We start from the raw sequence: 16,099 nt of genomic DNA on the forward strand, positions 1-16,099 counted from the left end.
AGACATGAAGATCGACCTTTCCGGAAAGACTGCCCTCGTGACCGGCTCGACCGCCGGCATCGGCCACGCCATTGCCAGGGGGCTCGCGGGCTCCGGCGCGAGTGTCGTGATCAACGGGCGCGGCCAGGACAAGGTCGACGCTGCCGTCCGCAGGCTGGAAGGGACGGGCGCGAAGGTTCGCGGCATCGCCGCCGACGTCTCGACGGCCGCCGGCTGCAAGGCGCTTGTAGCGGCGCTGCCTGAGGTCGACATCCTCATCAACAACGCCGGCATCTTCGAGCCGAAGGATTTTTTCGAGATCCCCGACGAGGACTGGAGCCGCTTCTTCGAGGTCAACGTGATGAGCGGCGTGCGGCTGTCGCGCGCTTACCTGAAAGGCATGCTCAAGCGCAATTGGGGCCGCATCGTCTTCATTTCCTCGGAATCCGGGCTCAACATTCCCGTCGAGATGATCCATTACGGCATGACCAAGACGGCCCAGCTCTCGGTGGCGCGCGGGCTTGCGCAGCTCACCCGCGGCACCGGCGTCACCGTCAACTCCGTGCTGCCGGGCCCGACCATGTCTGAAGGCGTCGAGACCTTCGTGAAGGACCTCGCGAGGCAGAACGGACAGTCGGTCGACGAGGCCGCAGCCAATTTCGTCAAGCAGCACCGTCCGAGCTCGCTGCTGCAACGCTTCGCCAGTGTCGAGGAGATCGCCAACATGGTGGTCTATGCCGCCTCCAAGGAAGCCTCCGCCACCAACGGGGCGGCATTGCGCGCCGAGGGCGGCATCGTCAACACCATCGCGTGAGGCGTGGATGGCCGCTTACGTCATCTCCGAGGTCGAGGCGCGCGATCAGGCGGCAATGCAGGCCTATCGCACGCTCGCCGCTGAAACCATCGCGCAATATGGCGGCCGCTACCTCGTGAGCGGCGGCGCCGCCGACGTGGTGGAGGGAGCGCCACCGGCGAAGACCATCATCATCGTCGAATTTCCGTCGATGGCGCGTGCGCGCGAATGGTACGCTTCGCCGGAATATGCAGAGGCGTTGAAGCTGCGGCAGACGGCGCTGGAGCGCCGGCTGATGTTTGTGGAGGGGGGCGACCCGTCACAGTCGCTGTAGGGTGGGCAAAGCGACTTGTCCGCCGTAGCTCGAACAGCGAAGGCGGAAGCGTGCCCACCACTGCTGTGTCGCGTGTCTTGAGAGATGGTGGGCACGGCGCAAACGCCGCACCGATGTTGTGGCTCCTACCACCCCTCCAGCACGATCTTGCCACGCGACTTGCCGCTCTCGAGCAGCGCATGTGCGCGCTTGAGGTTGGCGGCGTTGATCGTGCCAAAGGTCTGGTCGAGCGTGGTGCGCAGCACGCCCTTGTCGATGAGGTCGGCGACGTCGTTGAGCAAATGATGCTGCGCGATCATGTCCGGCGTCTGGAACGAGGAGCGTGTGAACATCGATTCCCAGTGCACCGAGATCGCCTTGCCTTTGAATACGCTCATGACGAATTCCGGCGGATCGTCGATCAGGCCGAACCGGCTCTGCGGCGCCATGAACTCGGCGATCGCCTTGTAGTGCTGGTCGGTGAAGGTGAGGCTCGCCACCAGCGCGACGGGCGGCAGCTTCAGCTTCTCGATCTGTTCCTTCATCGGCTTGCCGTGGTCGATGACCGCATGCGCGCCGAGATCGAGGCACCATTTCTGCGATTCCGGCCGCGTCGCGGTCGCGAGCACCGTGAGCCCGGTGAGGCGGCGCGCGAGCTGGATCAGGATCGAGCCGACGCCGCCGGCGCCGCCCGTGATCAGCAGCGTGCGCGGATCGACGCTTTTGCCCGGCACGGCGCCGAGCCGGTCGAACAGCAGCTCCCAGGCGGTGATGGAGGTGAGGGGAAGGGCTGCGGCCTGCGCGAAGGACAGGCTCTTCGGCTTGCGGCCGACGATGCGCTCGTCGACCAGGTGGAATTCCGCATTGGTGCCCTGGCGCAGGATGGAGCCGGCGTAGAATACTTCATCGCCGACCTTGAACAGCGTGACGTCGGGCCCGACGGCATCGACCACGCCGGCCGCGTCATAGCCCAGAATCTTCACTTCGCCCTCGGGCGGGGCCGCGCGCTTGCGCACCTTGTAGTCGACCGGATTGGCCGAGATCGCCTTCACGGCGACGCGGATGTCGCGTCCCTTGGGCTCGGGCTTTGCGGTCTCGAAATCGATCAGTGAGTCCTGATCCTCGATTGGAAGTGATTTCTTGTAGCCGACGGCCTTCATGGCTTGTCTCCATCAGATGGCGTGGTCACCTGCCGCTCTAACTGTCGCCCTGGCTCCGGTTTGGCAAGTACTGTAAATTCGGGGATATAGTCCCTGTTTGGATACTATTGGGAAAATACGCATGAAACGGCGCAACTTCGCCCGTCGTCCCGGCTGCTCGGTCGAGGCGACGCTGGACCTGATCGACGGCAAGTGGAAGGGCGTGATCCTCTACCACCTCCAGAGCGGCACCCAGCGCTTCGGCGAATTGCGGCGCCTGATGCCGGGCATCACCCAGCGCATGCTGACCAAACAGCTCCGCGCGCTGGAGGAGGACAAGCTCATCATCCGCAAGGTCTATGCCGAGGTGCCGCCGCGGGTGGAGTATTGCCTCTCCGAGCTCGGCGAGAGCCTGCGGCCGGTGATCGACATTCTCAAGGCCTGGGGGGAGAGCCATCAGCAGCGGCTGTCCTGCGCGCCGCCCCCGGTCGTCGTCAAGAAGCCGAAGCGCGCGGCCTGAAAGCAAGCGCGCGGCCCGAAAGAAGGAAGCCGGGGGCGGCCATGCCGCTCCCGGCTCTTGCGTCTCGTCGACGGAACGCGACTTCAGATCAGAAAGCGACTTCAGATCAGAAAGCGACCTGGGTGCGCATCGCTATCGCGTCGAACTTCGAGCCCGTATTCACCGCAGAGGTGGAACTCTGCTGCTTGGAGATGTCGCCATGCAGGTAGTCCAGCATGAAGCGGACGTTGTTGTTGACGTACCAGTTCAGCGCGGCGGTGTAGATGGTTTGCCGACCACCCGCGATGCCGGCCGCCGTCGCGAGCTGATCGTTCAGGTTCATCGTGCTCACGCGTCCGGCGATTTCCCAGGCACCCCAGCCGCCGCCGGTGAGTGAGAACGGATTCGCCGGCTTGATGCCGCCGTAGGCGGCCGCCGCCGGATTGTAGGGATGCGTCTCGCCGGTCAGCACGTAGCCGACCTGTGCGTAGCCGCCATCGAATTTCAGGCTCGGCGCGCCGAACGGCGGCAGGCCGGTATTCGCGGTGCGGTCGACATTGAACCAGTAATATTCGCCCTGCGCGATGAACGGGCCATAGGTCCCCGCCGCTTCGACGCCGTAGACCTGCGCCCCGGAAACGTTGGCGATCGCACCGGTCGATATCAGCGAGGTCGGATCGATCCGCAGCTCAGGCCGGTCACTGAGCGTGAGCGTCTGTGCCTGCGTCACCAGATTGCGCGGCGGCTGGATCAGCCACTCCGCGTCGGCGCCGATATGCAGCGAGTAGTCCTTGCCGCTGATGGGATTGCCGGCAATGCGGGCGGTGGCGCCATATTGTTCGGTCATCCCGGGCGGATTGATGCTGGACGCAGAGTGGATCGCGCCCGTCGTTGGCCCGGTGACATAAGCGCCGACCCAGAGCTGGTCATTCCACCAGCGGGTGCCGACGGCCGAACGGAAGTCACCGGCCGCGATATTTTGTGCGATGAGGCCAACCGAAGCACGCTCCATGAACAGGATGTCGTTGGAGCTAGTGGATTCGTCGAGCGTCCAGGCCAGGTCCATGATGCCGGCTTCGATCGCCATCTTGCCGCCGAATGGTTTGAGGCCGGTGTAGCTCAGATAGGCATTTTCGACGCCCGATGTCCCGCCGCCCGGAAGGAAGCCGACGGGGGTGCCGCCGGCCGAGGCGGTGCCGCCGAAGCCGTCCGACGAGCCGCCGAAGTCGTAGATCAGGGCGTAGTTCCAGTCGCCAAAGAACTTGCCGACGACGCCGATACGCGCACGGCGGAGGTTCTCGCCGCTGTCGAGCTGTTGCGGCGAGGTAAATGCCGTATTGGGGCGATAATTGTAACCGCCGACATCCCAGTGCACGCGGCTCGTGATTGCGATGCAGTTCTGTTCGTCCGCGGTGCAGATCGTCGGCCGGTTGTTCGGCATCGTCACCACGACGCCGGACGGTGCCACCGGGCCCTTGACCGGGATCGCCGCATTGGCGCTGGCGACCGCGGCCTTCGCCTCCGATCTCGCTTCGGCTTTGGCCTCGGCCTTCGCTTCGGCCTTGGCTTTCGCCGTAGCCGCCGTGTTCGCCGCGGTCTGGCTCTGGAGCTTGTCGAGCTTCTGCTCCAGCATCTTCAATTGCTGCTTGAGGAGTGCGATCTCCTGCTCGCTGCTGCTTGCCGATTGTGCCTGGGCCTGTGAGGCCGCCAGCGCGCCGGCGAGACCAATCGCCGTGGCTGCAAATCTTGTCCTGCTCACGTCATCACTCCATCGGTTGACGAACTTCCCCAAGTCGCAACGGGAGAGCCTAAGAATGATCGATGACTGCCCCGCGACGGCGCGCCGACGGCTGCGGTTCCCGGTGATGCAAATTCGCCGCAACCGAATCCGCCGGAGGACAGCATGCAAGATGACACGCGTCATGCCAATCCTCGGCCCGACGCAAAATGGCCGCCACGCACGCGGGGCTTGCATGCCCGGGGTGGGTGCGGGAGGGCGAATATAGCCGCCGGGCGCCCTTCTATTGGCAGGCGAACGCGCCTATATTCCGGCGTCTTTTCCGAGAGGTAGGAATGTTTCGATCGATCTGTACCGCGCTCATAACGGGATTTTGCATAGCCCTTTCGGGCAGCCCCGATCCGGCCTCCGCGCAGGATCGTCGTGTCCCGTCGTCGGCGGCGGAGCTGCGCCTGTCCTATGGCCCCATTGTGCAGCGGGTCCAACCGGCCGTCGTCAACGTCTATGCAGCCAAGGTGGTGCAGAATCGCAACCCGCTGCTGGATGATCCGATCTTCCGCCGCTTCTTCGGCGTGCCGGGCCAGCAGCCCGAGCAGATGCAGCGCTCGCTGGGCTCCGGCGTCATCGTCGATGCATCCGGCCTCGTCGTCACCAACGTCCACGTCATCGAGGGGGCCGATCAGGTGAAGGTGTCGCTGTCGGACAAGCGCGAATTCGAGGCCGACATCGTGCTGAAGGATTCCCGCAGCGATCTCGCCGTGCTGCGCATCAAGGATGCGAAGGAGAAATTTCCGACGCTCGACCTCACCAATTCGGATGAATTGATGGTCGGCGACGTCGTGCTCGCGATCGGCAATCCCTTCGGCGTCGGCCAGACCGTGACCCACGGCATCATCTCGGCGCTGGCGCGCACGCAAGTCGGCATCACCGACTACCAGTTCTTTATCCAGACCGATGCCGCGATCAATCCCGGCAATTCCGGCGGCGCTCTGGTCGACATGAACGGCAGGCTCGCCGGCATCAACACCGCGATCTACTCGCGCTCAGGGGGCTCGCAGGGAATCGGCTTTGCCATTCCTGCCAACATGGTGCGCGTCGTCGTCGCCTCCGCCAAGAGCGGCGGCAAGGCGGTGAAGCGGCCGTGGCTCGGCGCGCGGCTGCAGGCGGTGACGCCCGACATCGCCGAGAGTCTCGGCCTGCGCTCGCCGACCGGTGCGCTGGTCGCAAGCGTCGTCCCGAACGGACCGGCCGCAAAGGCCGGACTGAAATCCTCCGACCTGATCGTCGCGATCGATGGTCAGACCGTGGATGATCCCAACGCCTTCGACTACCGCTTTGCGACGCGTCCGCTCGGCGGCACGGCTCAGATCGACGTGCAGCGCGGCGGCAAGCCGCAGAAGCTGACGGTGGCGCTCGAGATCGCGCCCGACACCGGCCGCAACGAGATCGTCATCACGGCGCGCTCGCCGTTCCAGGGTGCGAAGGTTTCGACCATCACGCCGGCCGTCGCCGACGAGCTGCACCTCGATGCCGACACCGAAGGCGTCGTCGTCACGGATCTCGGCGACGACAGCGCGGCCGCCAGTGTCGGCTTCCAGAAGGGCGACATCATTCTTGCGGTCAACAACCAGAAGATCAGCAAGACCGGCGACCTCGAGAAGGCGGCGGGCGAACGCCCGCGGATCTGGCGCATCACGCTGGTGCGGGGCGGCCAGCAGATCAACGTCACGCTGGGCGGATGAGTCCGAAGCGACCACAGGAGACGCCAACTCTCTTTGCCGCGGCGGGGTTCGATCAAGAGGCCCCGCATCCGCTGCCGGACCGTCTGCGTCCGCGCACGCTGTCGGAGGTCGTCGGCCAGGACCACATTCTCGGGCCCGACGGCGCGCTGACGCGCATGCTGGAGACACGCACGCTCGGCTCGCTGGTGTTCTGGGGCCCGCCCGGCACGGGCAAGACCACGGTGGCGCGGCTGCTCGCGGATGCGACCGATCTGCACTTCGAGCAGATCTCCGCCGTGTTCTCCGGCGTTGCCGACCTGAAGAAGGCGTTCGATGCCGCACGCGCCCGCCGCGAGATGGGTAGGGGCACGCTGCTGTTCGTCGACGAGGTGCATCGCTTCAACCGCGCGCAGCAGGACTCGTTTCTGCCCGTGATGGAAGACGGCACGGTGGTGATGGTCGGCGCCACCACCGAAAATCCGTCCTTCGAGCTCAACGCGGCGTTGCTGTCCCGCGCGCGCGTCCTGGTGTTTCATTCGCTCGACGCTGCCGCGATCGAGAAGCTGTTCGCGCATGCCGAGGCGATCGAGGGCAGGAAGCTGCCGCTGGACGCGGAAGCGCGCGCCGTCCTGGCGCGCATGGCCGATGGCGACGGCCGTGCCTCGCTGACACTGGTCGAAGAGGTCTGGCGTTCGGCGCGCGCCGGCGAGATTTTCAACGCCGCACAGTTGCAGGACATCCTGCAGCGCCGCGCGCCGATCTACGACAAGTCGGCCGACGGCCATTACAACCTGATCTCGGCGCTGCATAAATCGGTGCGCGGCTCCGATCCGGATGCGGCGCTCTATTATCTCGCGCGCATGCTCGATGCCGGCGAGGACCCGCTGTTCCTGGCGCGCCGTGTCGTGCGCATGGCGGTCGAGGATATCGGGCTTGCCGATCCGCAGGCGCTCGTCATCGCCAACGCGGCCAAGGACGCCTTCGACTTCCTCGGCCATCCCGAAGGCGAGCTCGCCATCGCGCAAGCGGTCGTCTATCTCGCCACCGCCCCGAAATCGAATGCGGTCTACACAGCCTTCGGCGCTGCCATGCAGACCGCAAAGCAGGCCGGCTCGCTGCTGCCGCCAAAGCACATCCTCAACTCCCCGACCAAGCTGATGAAGTCGGAAGGCTATGGCTCCGGTTACGAGTACGACCACGACGCGCCCGATGCCTTCTCCGGCCAGGACTATTTCCCGGAGGTCCTTGGCCGCCAGACCTTCTACGACCCGCCCGAGCGCGGCTTCGAGCGGGAGATCCGGAAACGGCTGGACTACTGGGCGAAGCTGCGGAAGGAGCGGGGCGGCTCGCGTTGAAAACGGCCATTTCGCCGTGACGGCAAGCCACTTTTAGGCTAGGCAGTCATTCATGAGCCGCCGCATCAAGAGAGCCAACCCAAAACCCCGCGCACGCGATGAGCGCAAGGAAGGGCGTCCGCATCAGGCGCGCAGCGCGCAGAAGGCTGGGCCGCGTCCGGGCGGCAAGCCGGGCGCGAAGCCACAGCGCTTTGCCGGCGAGCGCGCCGAGCGGCGTGCCCCTGAACCCGCGCCGGCAAAACCCGTCGAGGCGCTGCTGCCGACCAAGGTGCAGACCGTCACCGTCACGGCGGACGAGAACAACATGCGCGTCGACCGTTTCCTCGAAGCGCGTTTTCCGGGTCTGTCGTTCTCCCACATCCAGCGCGTCGTGCGCAAAGGCGAGCTGCGCGTCGACGGCAAGCGCGTCGACAGCAAGGACCGCCTCGAGGAGGGCCAGAGCGTCCGCATTCCGCCCCTGAAGCTCGACGCACCGAAGGTGCCGGGCGCGCTGTCGGAAGCCGCGCAGAAGACGCTTGCCGCGCTGAAGGACATGACGATCTTTGAGGACGACGACGTTCTCGTCCTCAACAAGCCCGCCGGCCTTGCCGTGCAGGGCGGCTCGGGTATGACGCGGCACATCGACCAGATGCTGGAGGTGATGCGCGACGCCAAGGGCCAGAAGCCACGCCTGGTGCACCGGATCGACCGGGAGACGTCGGGGTGCCTCCTGATCGCCAAGACGCGCTTTGCCGCGAGCCATCTGACCGGCGCCTTCCGCTCGCGCTCGGCGCGAAAAGTCTATTGGGCGCTGGTGCCGGGTCTGCCGAAGCCGAAGCAGGGCCGCATCTCGACCTTCCTCGCCAAGGAGGAGGGCGAGGACGACACCATCATGCGCATCGCCCAGCATGGCGATGAGGGCGCGAGCCACGCGGTGACCTACTATGCGGTGGTCGAGACCGCCGGCAACAAGCTGACCTGGGTGTCGCTGAAGCCGGTGACGGGGCGCACCCACCAGCTCCGCGCCCACATGGCCCATATCGGCCATCCCATCATCGGCGATCCCAAATACTTCAACATCGAGAACTGGGAGCTGCCGGGGGGTCTGCAAAACCGGCTGCATCTCTTGGCACGCCGTATCGTGATCCCGCATCCGCGTGGCGGCGTCATCGACGCGACCGCGCCGCTGCCGCCGCACATGCAGCAGTCATGGAACCTGATTGGTCTCGACGCCACCAGATTTGATCCGATCGAGAACGCACCTGAGGAATAATACCCAATGTCGTCCTGGCGAAAGCCAGGACGACACCGAGGAATTGACTGGCGATCGCCCACGCACCCCCTCAATTCCGAAACTGCTCCAGAAACATCCGCAAGCTGTCATGCGGACTCTCGACATCCGTGATCAGCCAGCCCTCCGGTCCGTAGACCAGGATGAAGTTCAGCGTCACGCGCCGGCCGTGATTGTCGAAGTTCGCCGCGACATGGGTCTTGTCGTATTGTCTGCGCAAGACCGAGATCGCGACCGGGCCGAGCTTCCAGGTCGGGCTCTGCACCAGGAAATCGTAGGGCTCGGCCCTCGGACCGCTCCAGGCCTTGCGCAGGCTGGGATCGAAGAACTGCCGGGCGGTTACCTCGTCGCGCGGCAGGCCCTTTGACTGCTCCGGGGAACCCTCACCGTAATGGGCATAGACGTTGCGGACGAGGGATTCCGGGGTGCGGAAGCCGGCCTCCGCCGCGGCCAGCGAGAACCCGGCGAACAGGCCCAGAACGCCCGCGATGTGCCTCATGCCTGCTGCTCGCTTTATCGGCCGCCGGTCTTATTTTAGAAGCCTAGCATTCAGGGACCGGGACCGAAAACGTCAGATGCGCGAATTGTTCGATGAGGTTGCGGGGCAGTCCCCGCTGGATCCGCGGGAATCGGCCCGCCAGGCCGCCCGCGCGCCGTTGCGCAAGCGCTTCTACAAGGAGGTCGGCGTGGCCGGGGCCGAGGGCGGCTTTGCCGTCACGCTCGACGGCAAGCCGATCCGCACGCCTTCCAGCCGCCAGGTGGTGATCCCGTCGCGCGCGCTGGCCGATGCGGTGGCCGCAGAATGGGAGGCGCAGAGGGAGGCGATCGATCCGATGACCATGCCGCTGACGCGGCTTGCCAACAGCGTGATCGAGGGTGTCGTCGATCGCGTCGGCCTCGTTGGCGACGACCTCGCAAAATACTTCCAGACCGACTTGCTGTTCTACCGCGCCGGCCATCCGGAGGAGTTGGTCGCGCGCGAGGCCGCGCATTGGGACCCGGTGCTGTTCTGGGCCGCCGAGACGCTGGGCGCGCATTTCATTCTGTCCGAAGGCATCATGCACGTGAAGCAGCCGGAGGAGGCGATCCAGGCCGCACGCGCTGCGTTGCCCCAGGATGCCTGGTCCGTGGCGGCGCTCCACGTGGTCACGACGCTGACCGGCTCGGCGCTGCTGGCGTTGGCGCTGGCGCACGGGGTACGCGATGCCGATCAGGTCTGGGCGGCCGCCCATGTCGATGAGGACTGGAATGCCGATCAGTGGGGTGTGGACGAGGAGGCCGCCGGCCGCCGCGCCGTCCGCTTGCGGGATTTCGAGGCCGCCGTGGCGGTGCTCGCGGCCGCGAAGCCGATCGGGACCCAAGGTCCTTAACGAGAGGTTTACGACGACGGCTTAGGGTGGACGCGCGTTTCCCTGGGCCGCCTCTATGCCGACGCCGATAAGCTCGATCGTCCCCGTCAGTTCCGCCGGCCCCGTGGCCGATGCGGCAACACCCGGGCTCGTGCTCCAGGACGGCAGCGTCGTCGATGCCAGGGTCGTCAGCGTGCTCGCCGACAATCTGGTGCGGATCGCCATCGCCAATCTCTCCCTCGACGTGATGTCGGAAGTGGCGCTGTCGCCGGGCCAGAACCTCCAGCTCGCGGTGTCGCAGAATGACGGCACGATCCGGCTCGCCGTCGTCAACGGGGCAGGCGAGGCCGCGACCGATCAGGTCACGCTGACGCCGGCCGCCGCGTCGCGCATCGACAGCCCGCCGCTTGCGCCCTCCGCAAACGCTGTGCGCAATCCGTTGACGCCGGCCGAGCAGGTCGCGGTGACAATGGCCTCGGCCGAGGCCGTGACAAAGCAGGGCAGCCAGGCGCCGCTGTTTGCTGACCTCGCCGCGGTCGTGACCGGCAGCAATCTGCCAGCCGGGCTGAAGCAGGCGGTGCTGGACGTGCTCGCACAGCAGACGCCGCTCAACGCTCAGCTCGATGGCGCCGACATCGAGTCCGCCTTCCAGAAATCCGGCCTGTTCCTCGAAGCTTCGCTCGCCGCCGGCGCAACGCCATCGTCCGGTGCCATGCCGGATCTGAAGGCGGCGCTGCTGGTGCTGCGTCAGACGCTGGTTGCGACCTCAGGCGCGATCGAGACTGGCGTGCCGCAAGTAGCCGTGCCTTCGGCGAACTCCGTTGCCACGTCCCAGACCACGGCCTTGGCGGCTCAGGCGGCAAGCGAGGCCGCGCACGCGGTGTTGCCGTCACCCGACGCGGATATCGCTCAAATGCCGCGCAGCGCCAATCTCGCAGCCTCGGTGCTTGCCGATGTTCTCCAAGCGGCGACCCCGCGGACAATGACCGCCGGGCTTGCCGCGAGCCTCCTGCAAGAGGTCGCGCAAAAACTGCCGCGCATGACCGGCAACGTGCCGGGCTCGAACAAAGCCGTACCTGATGGCCACGTCTTCGACGCGGCCGCACGAACGACCACGCCGCCGCCATTCCGCGGTGCGCTGCCGTCGCCCCAATCCATCGCAACGCCTTTGCTCGCACCCGATAGCCCGCTGACTGCGACCGTGCATCGTCTGCTCGACGACACCGATGCTGCGATCGCGCGGCAGACCTTGCTGCAGGTCGCTTCGCTCCCCGATCGCGTCGATGCCAGCGGCCACCGCATCGATCCGACCGTGCCGCAGTGGAATTTCGAGATCCCGTTCGCGACGCCACAGGGCACCGCGATGGCGCAGTTCGAGATCTCGCGCGATGGCGCTGGCGAGTCGGCCGATCCCGCCAAGCGCGCCTGGCGCGCGCGCTTCTCGCTCAATGTCGAGCCGGCCGGCCCCGTGCATGCGCTGATCACGCTGAACGGCGACAAGACTTTTGTACGGATGTGGGCGGAGCGGCCCACGACAGCGCAGCAGCTCCGCGCCGGCGTCGGAGAGCTCAGCCAGGCGCTGACGAAAGCCGAGCTCAAGCCTGGCGACATCATCGTGCGCGACGGCACGCCGCCGCAGCCGGCACCGGCCCGCGCCGGCCATTTCCTGGATCGCGCGACATGAGCGACGACACCAAGCTTGCGATCGCGCTTCACTACGAGAAGGGCAGCGGCGCGCCGGTGGTCGTCGCCAAGGGCAGGGGCACGATCGGCGAGAAGATCGTCGAGATCGCCAAGGCCCATGACATCCCGATCGAGGAGAACGAAGTCCTGGCCGGCGCGTTGTCCAAGGTCGAACTCGGCGAGGAGATCCCGCCAGACCTCTACAAGGCGGTCGCCGAAGTGCTGGTGTTCGTGCTGCGGCTGTCGGGCCGGGCGCGCTAGCAACTGTCATCGTTTCACCACGATAGAGGCTGCATGGTCGCGGCCACTTTCACCGTTCAACGGATATTGCACTTGCCCACCCGCCGTTCCGCCCTCGGCCTTCTTGCCGCAGCCGCCATCCTGCCGCAGCGTGCGCTCGCTCATGTCGCGCCGCCGCGCAACGAGATCCGCGAGAGTCTCGCCAAGCACTTCACCGATCTAGGGACGGCCGGCACCTTCGTCGGCTACAAGGTCGATGACTACCTGATCATCGCAAGCGACCGGGAGCGGTCAGGCGAGGGCAAGCTGCCGGCCTCGACCTTCAAGATCCCGAACTCGCTGATTGCGCTCGAGACCGGCGTGGTCGCCGATCCCGACAAGGATCTGTTCCCCTGGGACGGCGTGAAACGCCCGATCGAGGCCTGGAACAAGGACCACACGCTGCGCAGCGCCATCGCGGTGAGCGCAGTGCCGGTCTATCAGGAGATCGCGCGCCGCATCGGGCAGGAGCGGATGCAGAAATATGTCGATCTCCTCGACTACGGCAATCGCGACATCGGCGGCGGCATCGATCAGTTCTGGCTCACCGGAAATCTGCGCATCGACCCGGTCGAGCAGATCGATTTCGTCGACCGGCTGCGCCGCCGCGCGCTGCCGATCTCAAAGCGCAGCCAGGATCTCGTCTCCGACATCCTGCCGGTGACCAAGGTCGGCGACGCCATCATCCGCGTGAAGTCGGGGCTTTTGGGAGCCGAGCGCGGCGAGCCGTCGCTCGGCTGGATGGTCGGCTGGGCCGAAAAGGGCAGCGCGCACACCGTGTTCGCGCTCAACATGGATTGCCGCGAGCAGCGCCACATCGAGGCCCGCATGAGCCTGACGCAAGCCTGCCTTGCCGATATCGGCGCGATCTAGCGCAACTGCGCTGTGCTCGACTAGCATCCTCCGACCAACAAAAAGTCGGGAGGACAACAATGAACTCAACGCCGCTCTGGCTGTCATCGCTCACGCTCGCCGCCGCGGGCGGCTGGCTTGCCGCCAACATGTTCGCTGGCCCCGCCACCAGCAAGGAGCCGCGCTTTCCGCAGCTCACCATGGACCAGCTCGACGAGAAGCAGAAGCCGCTCGGCGAGCAGATCATGAAGGTCTCGAGCGTCGGCATCGGCGGCCCCTACAATCCGATGATCCGCAGCCCCGTGCTCGGCCAGCGCCTGTTCGACCTGTTCTATTACCTGCGCTGGCAGACGTCGGTGCCGACAAAACTCAACGAGTTCGCGATCCTGGTGATCGCGCGGCAGTGGCGCTCCCAGGTGGAATGGTTTGCCCATGCGCCGCTTGCGGCGAAGGCCGGCCTGTCGGCGGACATCATCGCCGAGCTGAAGGCGAACAAGCGGCCGTCCGGGATGACCGAGGACGAGGCGGTGGTCTACGACTTCGTCACCGAGCTCACCGCGACCAGGAAGGTCTCTGACGAGACCTACGCGCGCGCCAAGAAGGTTTTCAACGACCAGCAGATCGTTGATCTCACCGCGCTCGCCGGCAATTACGTGATGGTCGCGATGCTGCTGGCGATGGCCGAGGAGACGGTGCCGCCCGGCAAGGAGGAGCCGTTCAAGATGGGAGAGCCGTAATTCCCATCCCAGCTTGAACAGTGCCTTCAGGAAATCCACCACGCGTCCGCCTCAGGCGGAGTCGGCCGTCTTCTTCGCCGCCAGCGCCTGGTCGATCGCAAAGCCGCCGATCTCGCTCATCGCTTCCGAGATCACATCGCCTTTGCCGGCAAAGCCGTTCGAGAGGTAGTCGAACTGGGCCCGCGCCAGCCGCAGCGCCTCGATCGGCACGGAGACCACGGTATCGTTAAAGCTGTCGACGGAGGCGCGCAGCGTCTCCAGCTCAGTGGTCAGCTTGCCGATGTGGGTCTCGGCATCCTGCATCAGGCAGAGCAGCTTGCCGCGCTCGTCATTGAACGCGGTGCGCTCGGCCGCGGCCGCGGCGGTCACTTCAGCGAGCTGCGCCCGCAGCGTCTCGATCTGCCCGATCATGGCATCGGAGGCGAGCTCGGCCGCCTCATGCCGCTCGGCATGGCGCCTGCTCTCTTCCTGCGTCTCGTGAAACAGCCGCTCGGCCGACATCGCCCGCTGCGACAGCGATTGGATCAGGCTTGCTGCGCGCAGCAGCATCTCGCCGTTGCGCCCCGACACCATGCTGGCCATCCGCCGCAGGAAGTCGATGGTCTCGGACGAGCTGTTCGGCGGCAGAGGGACGACCGTCGCGGACATGGGTGCTGCCAAAAAGGGCCAATCGGGCGCGATGACCGCCGCCGTACCGACTGAGCTTACGCTACATTCGGCGCCTGTCCGCTTCGGGCAGCAAGCCTGAATCGGCTCACGCGGTCAACGGAAAGCAGCGGCAAAATTGCCGTCCCACCCGGCGCCGACGGCCGCTGCGTCAGGTCCTGGCCTGCCGCCCGATCCGCCCGAGATGGGTGAAGCCGAAGCCGGCGGAATATTTCAGGCCATAGCCGAGCGCCCGGTCGATGCCGATATGGGCGAGCCAGATCAAGGCGATGGACAGGGTGAAGGGCGAGGCGAAGCCGAAGCCCAGCGTCATCAGCGTCACGGGGGCCAGGTAGCTGTGAGCGGCGTTGTAGACCATCGCGCCGAACTTCGGGCTCGACAGGTAGGCGAGGAAGCTCAAGTCCGGCACCAGGAAGAGCAGGAGGTAGAGCGTCCAGGAGCCGCCCCAGGTCGCGTAGAGCAGCGTCATGCCAGCGAACAGTGTCAGCCCCTCCAGCCGCAAGAGCAGCCTGACGCCGCCGGTCGCCGCGCCGGTCTCAGTCACTGCGTCATCCATGGTCCGCCTCTCCGTGCCAAAACTTTGTAATCGCTCACGCTTTCCGCACCGGCAGGGAAGCTCCGCGAAGCCGAAAGCCGCTTCCCGGCCCGCAAAATGCCGTGTTAGAACCCCCGGCAATCGCATTTAGGCTAAGAACTGGCGGGAGCAAATGAAACATATCCTGGACGCCCTTGAAGAACGCCGTGCCGGCGCAAAGCTCGGCGGCGGGGAGAAGCGCATCGAGGCGCAGCACGCCCGCGGCAAGCTGACGGCGCGCGAGCGTATCGAGCTCTTGCTCGACAAGGGTTCGTTCGAGGAATTCGACATGTTCGTCGAGCACCGCTCCACCGAGTTCGGCATGGAGAAGACCAAGGTGCCGGGCGACGGCGTCGTCACCGGCTGGGGCACCGTCAACGGCCGCAAGACCTTCGTGTTCGCCAAGGATTTCACCGTGTTCGGCGGCTCGCTGTCCGAGACCCACGCGCTGAAGATCACGAAACTGCAGGACATGGCGATGAAGGCGAGGGCGCCCATCATCGGCCTCTATGACGCCGGTGGCGCCCGCATCCAGGAGGGCGTCGCGGCGCTCGCGGGTTATTCCTACGTCTTCCGCCGCAACGTGCTCGCCTCGGGCGTGATCCCGCAGATCTCCGTCATCATGGGCCCCTGCGCCGGCGGCGACGTCTATTCGCCGGCGATGACCGATTTCATCTTCATGGTGAAGAACACCAGCTACATGTTCGTCACCGGCCCGGACGTGGTGAAGACCGTCACCAACGAGGTCGTCACCGCCGAAGAACTCGGAGGCGCCTCCGTGCACGCGACGCGCTCCTCGATCGCGGACGGTGCGTTCGAGAACGACGTCGAGACGCTGCTGCAGATGCGCCGGCTGATCGACTTCCTGCCGTCGAACAACACCGACGGCGTGCCGGAATGGCCGAGCTTCGACGATATCGGCCGCGTCGACATGTCGCTCGACACGCTGATCCCCGACAATCCGAACAAGCCCTACGACATGAAGGAGCTGATCCTGAAGGTCGTGGACGAGGGCGACTTCTTCGAGATCGCGGAAGCTTTCGCCAAGAACATCGTCACCGGCTTTGGCCGCATCGCCGGCCGCACCGTCGGCTTCGTCGCCAACCAGCCGATGGTGCTGGCCGGCGTGCTCGACTCCGACGCCTCGCGCAA

Annotated in this window: 17 protein-coding genes; 12 read left to right on the top strand and 5 right to left on the bottom strand. The window is 65.9% G+C overall.

The window, feature by feature from the left end:
• The first annotated feature begins 4 nt into the window (after positions 1 to 4).
• A complete protein-coding gene (locus K289_RS0125705) occupies positions 5 to 793 on the top strand; it encodes an SDR family NAD(P)-dependent oxidoreductase (protein WP_027554169.1) in 789 nt (262 codons plus the stop codon).
• 7 nt (positions 794 to 800) lie between these two features.
• Positions 801 to 1,106, top strand: coding sequence for a DUF1330 domain-containing protein (locus tag K289_RS0125710; protein ID WP_027554170.1), 306 nt, complete (start codon positions 801 to 803; stop codon positions 1,104 to 1,106).
• Positions 1,107 to 1,231: 125 nt separating this feature from the next.
• Here K289_RS0125710 and K289_RS0125715 read toward each other — a convergent pair whose 3' ends face one another.
• Positions 1,232 to 2,245 (bottom strand): zinc-binding alcohol dehydrogenase family protein, encoded by a 1,014-nt coding sequence (locus K289_RS0125715; protein ID WP_027554171.1) that lies wholly within the window; start codon positions 2,243 to 2,245, stop codon positions 1,232 to 1,234.
• Between the two features lie 121 nt (positions 2,246 to 2,366).
• Between K289_RS0125715 and K289_RS0125720 the strand changes: the two genes are divergently transcribed.
• Positions 2,367 to 2,744, top strand: coding sequence for a helix-turn-helix domain-containing protein (locus K289_RS0125720; protein ID WP_027554172.1), 378 nt, complete (start codon positions 2,367 to 2,369; stop codon positions 2,742 to 2,744).
• 106 nt (positions 2,745 to 2,850) lie between these two features.
• On the opposite strand, the gene K289_RS0125725 is transcribed toward K289_RS0125720, so the two are convergent.
• Positions 2,851 to 4,482, bottom strand: coding sequence for an OprO/OprP family phosphate-selective porin (locus tag K289_RS0125725; RefSeq protein WP_027554173.1), 1,632 nt, complete (start codon positions 4,480 to 4,482; stop codon positions 2,851 to 2,853).
• 314 nt (positions 4,483 to 4,796) lie between these two features.
• Between K289_RS0125725 and K289_RS0125730 the strand changes: the two genes are divergently transcribed.
• From K289_RS0125730 to K289_RS0125740, 3 genes are read left to right on the top strand one after another with little or no spacing between them, the layout of a single operon-like run.
• On the top strand, positions 4,797 to 6,203 hold the full coding sequence (locus K289_RS0125730; protein WP_027554174.1) for a DegQ family serine endoprotease: 1,407 nt from the start codon (positions 4,797 to 4,799) through the stop codon (positions 6,201 to 6,203).
• Positions 6,200 to 7,537 carry a replication-associated recombination protein A gene (locus K289_RS0125735; protein WP_027554175.1) on the top strand — a complete coding sequence of 446 codons (1,338 nt, stop codon included), beginning with the start codon at positions 6,200 to 6,202 and terminating at the stop codon, positions 7,535 to 7,537. The genes K289_RS0125730 and K289_RS0125735 overlap by 4 nt, the downstream gene beginning before the upstream one ends.
• Positions 7,538 to 7,589: 52 nt before the next feature.
• Entirely contained in the window at positions 7,590 to 8,789 is a 1,200-nt protein-coding gene (locus tag K289_RS0125740; RefSeq protein ID WP_027554176.1) for an RluA family pseudouridine synthase, read from the top strand.
• 70 nt (positions 8,790 to 8,859) lie between these two features.
• On the opposite strand, the gene K289_RS0125745 is transcribed toward K289_RS0125740, so the two are convergent.
• Positions 8,860 to 9,306 (bottom strand): hypothetical protein, encoded by a 447-nt coding sequence (locus K289_RS0125745; RefSeq protein WP_027554177.1) that lies wholly within the window; start codon positions 9,304 to 9,306, stop codon positions 8,860 to 8,862.
• 76 nt (positions 9,307 to 9,382) lie between these two features.
• Here K289_RS0125745 and K289_RS0125750 point away from each other — a divergent pair, with 76 nt between their 5' ends.
• The 5 genes from K289_RS0125750 to K289_RS0125770 are packed head-to-tail and all read left to right on the top strand — an operon-like array spanning position 9,383 to position 13,707.
• Positions 9,383 to 10,177, top strand: a complete 795-nt coding sequence (locus tag K289_RS0125750) for an ATP12 family chaperone protein (RefSeq protein WP_027554178.1) — start codon at positions 9,383 to 9,385, stop codon at positions 10,175 to 10,177.
• A gap of 55 nt (positions 10,178 to 10,232) precedes the next feature.
• Entirely contained in the window at positions 10,233 to 11,840 is a 1,608-nt protein-coding gene (locus K289_RS0125755) for a flagellar hook-length control protein FliK (RefSeq protein WP_027554179.1), read from the top strand.
• The gene (locus tag K289_RS0125760) at positions 11,837 to 12,100 is read left to right on the top strand and encodes an EscU/YscU/HrcU family type III secretion system export apparatus switch protein (protein WP_027554180.1); all 264 of its coding nucleotides are present in this window, start codon (positions 11,837 to 11,839) and stop codon (positions 12,098 to 12,100) included. Before K289_RS0125755 ends, K289_RS0125760 begins: the two co-directional genes overlap by 4 nt.
• A 33-nt stretch (positions 12,101 to 12,133) precedes the next feature.
• On the top strand, positions 12,134 to 12,991 hold the full coding sequence (gene blaOXA / locus K289_RS0125765; RefSeq protein WP_051310777.1) for a class D beta-lactamase: 858 nt from the start codon (positions 12,134 to 12,136) through the stop codon (positions 12,989 to 12,991).
• A gap of 59 nt (positions 12,992 to 13,050) precedes the next feature.
• Entirely contained in the window at positions 13,051 to 13,707 is a 657-nt protein-coding gene (locus K289_RS0125770) for a carboxymuconolactone decarboxylase family protein (RefSeq protein WP_027554182.1), read from the top strand.
• A 51-nt stretch (positions 13,708 to 13,758) separates the two neighbouring features.
• Here the strand turns inward: K289_RS0125770 and K289_RS0125775 are convergent, their stop codons facing one another.
• Both K289_RS0125775 and K289_RS0125780 read right to left on the bottom strand, forming a co-directional pair.
• Complete coding sequence (locus tag K289_RS0125775; protein ID WP_027554183.1) at positions 13,759 to 14,355, bottom strand: hypothetical protein; 597 nt, start codon at positions 14,353 to 14,355, stop codon at positions 13,759 to 13,761.
• A gap of 169 nt (positions 14,356 to 14,524) precedes the next feature.
• Complete coding sequence (locus tag K289_RS0125780; protein ID WP_027554184.1) at positions 14,525 to 14,929, bottom strand: DUF4260 domain-containing protein; 405 nt, start codon at positions 14,927 to 14,929, stop codon at positions 14,525 to 14,527.
• 151 nt (positions 14,930 to 15,080) lie between these two features.
• On the opposite strand from K289_RS0125780, the gene K289_RS0125785 reads away from it, so the two are divergent.
• Positions 15,081 to 16,099: acyl-CoA carboxylase subunit beta (locus tag K289_RS0125785; RefSeq protein ID WP_027554185.1), on the top strand; the 1,019-nt coding region annotated here is incomplete at its 3' end.

This window comes from Bradyrhizobium sp. Cp5.3 (assembly GCF_000426265.1).
Classification (GTDB): Bacteria; Pseudomonadota; Alphaproteobacteria; order Rhizobiales; family Xanthobacteraceae; genus Bradyrhizobium; species Bradyrhizobium neotropicale.

What these genes read in the sequence shown, in the direction of transcription:
- K289_RS0125705 (WP_027554169.1), top strand. Translation starts at nt 5, where the DNA reads ATGAAGATCGACCTTTCCGGAAAGACTGCCCTCGTGACCGGCTCGACC.
- K289_RS0125710 (WP_027554170.1), top strand. Translation starts at nt 801, where the DNA reads ATGGCCGCTTACGTCATCTCCGAGGTCGAGGCGCGCGATCAGGCGGCA.
- K289_RS0125715 (WP_027554171.1), bottom strand. Translation starts at nt 2,245, where the DNA reads ATGAAGGCCGTCGGCTACAAGAAATCACTTCCAATCGAGGATCAGGAC.
- K289_RS0125720 (WP_027554172.1), top strand. Translation starts at nt 2,367, where the DNA reads ATGAAACGGCGCAACTTCGCCCGTCGTCCCGGCTGCTCGGTCGAGGCG.
- K289_RS0125730 (WP_027554174.1), top strand. Translation starts at nt 4,797, where the DNA reads ATGTTTCGATCGATCTGTACCGCGCTCATAACGGGATTTTGCATAGCC.
- K289_RS0125735 (WP_027554175.1), top strand. Translation starts at nt 6,200, where the DNA reads ATGAGTCCGAAGCGACCACAGGAGACGCCAACTCTCTTTGCCGCGGCG.
- K289_RS0125740 (WP_027554176.1), top strand. Translation starts at nt 7,590, where the DNA reads ATGAGCCGCCGCATCAAGAGAGCCAACCCAAAACCCCGCGCACGCGAT.
- K289_RS0125745 (WP_027554177.1), bottom strand. Translation starts at nt 9,306, where the DNA reads ATGAGGCACATCGCGGGCGTTCTGGGCCTGTTCGCCGGGTTCTCGCTG.
- K289_RS0125750 (WP_027554178.1), top strand. Translation starts at nt 9,383, where the DNA reads ATGCGCGAATTGTTCGATGAGGTTGCGGGGCAGTCCCCGCTGGATCCG.
- K289_RS0125755 (WP_027554179.1), top strand. Translation starts at nt 10,233, where the DNA reads ATGCCGACGCCGATAAGCTCGATCGTCCCCGTCAGTTCCGCCGGCCCC.
- K289_RS0125760 (WP_027554180.1), top strand. Translation starts at nt 11,837, where the DNA reads ATGAGCGACGACACCAAGCTTGCGATCGCGCTTCACTACGAGAAGGGC.
- blaOXA (WP_051310777.1), top strand. Translation starts at nt 12,134, where the DNA reads ATGGTCGCGGCCACTTTCACCGTTCAACGGATATTGCACTTGCCCACC.
- K289_RS0125770 (WP_027554182.1), top strand. Translation starts at nt 13,051, where the DNA reads ATGAACTCAACGCCGCTCTGGCTGTCATCGCTCACGCTCGCCGCCGCG.
- K289_RS0125775 (WP_027554183.1), bottom strand. Translation starts at nt 14,355, where the DNA reads ATGTCCGCGACGGTCGTCCCTCTGCCGCCGAACAGCTCGTCCGAGACC.
- K289_RS0125780 (WP_027554184.1), bottom strand. Translation starts at nt 14,929, where the DNA reads ATGGATGACGCAGTGACTGAGACCGGCGCGGCGACCGGCGGCGTCAGG.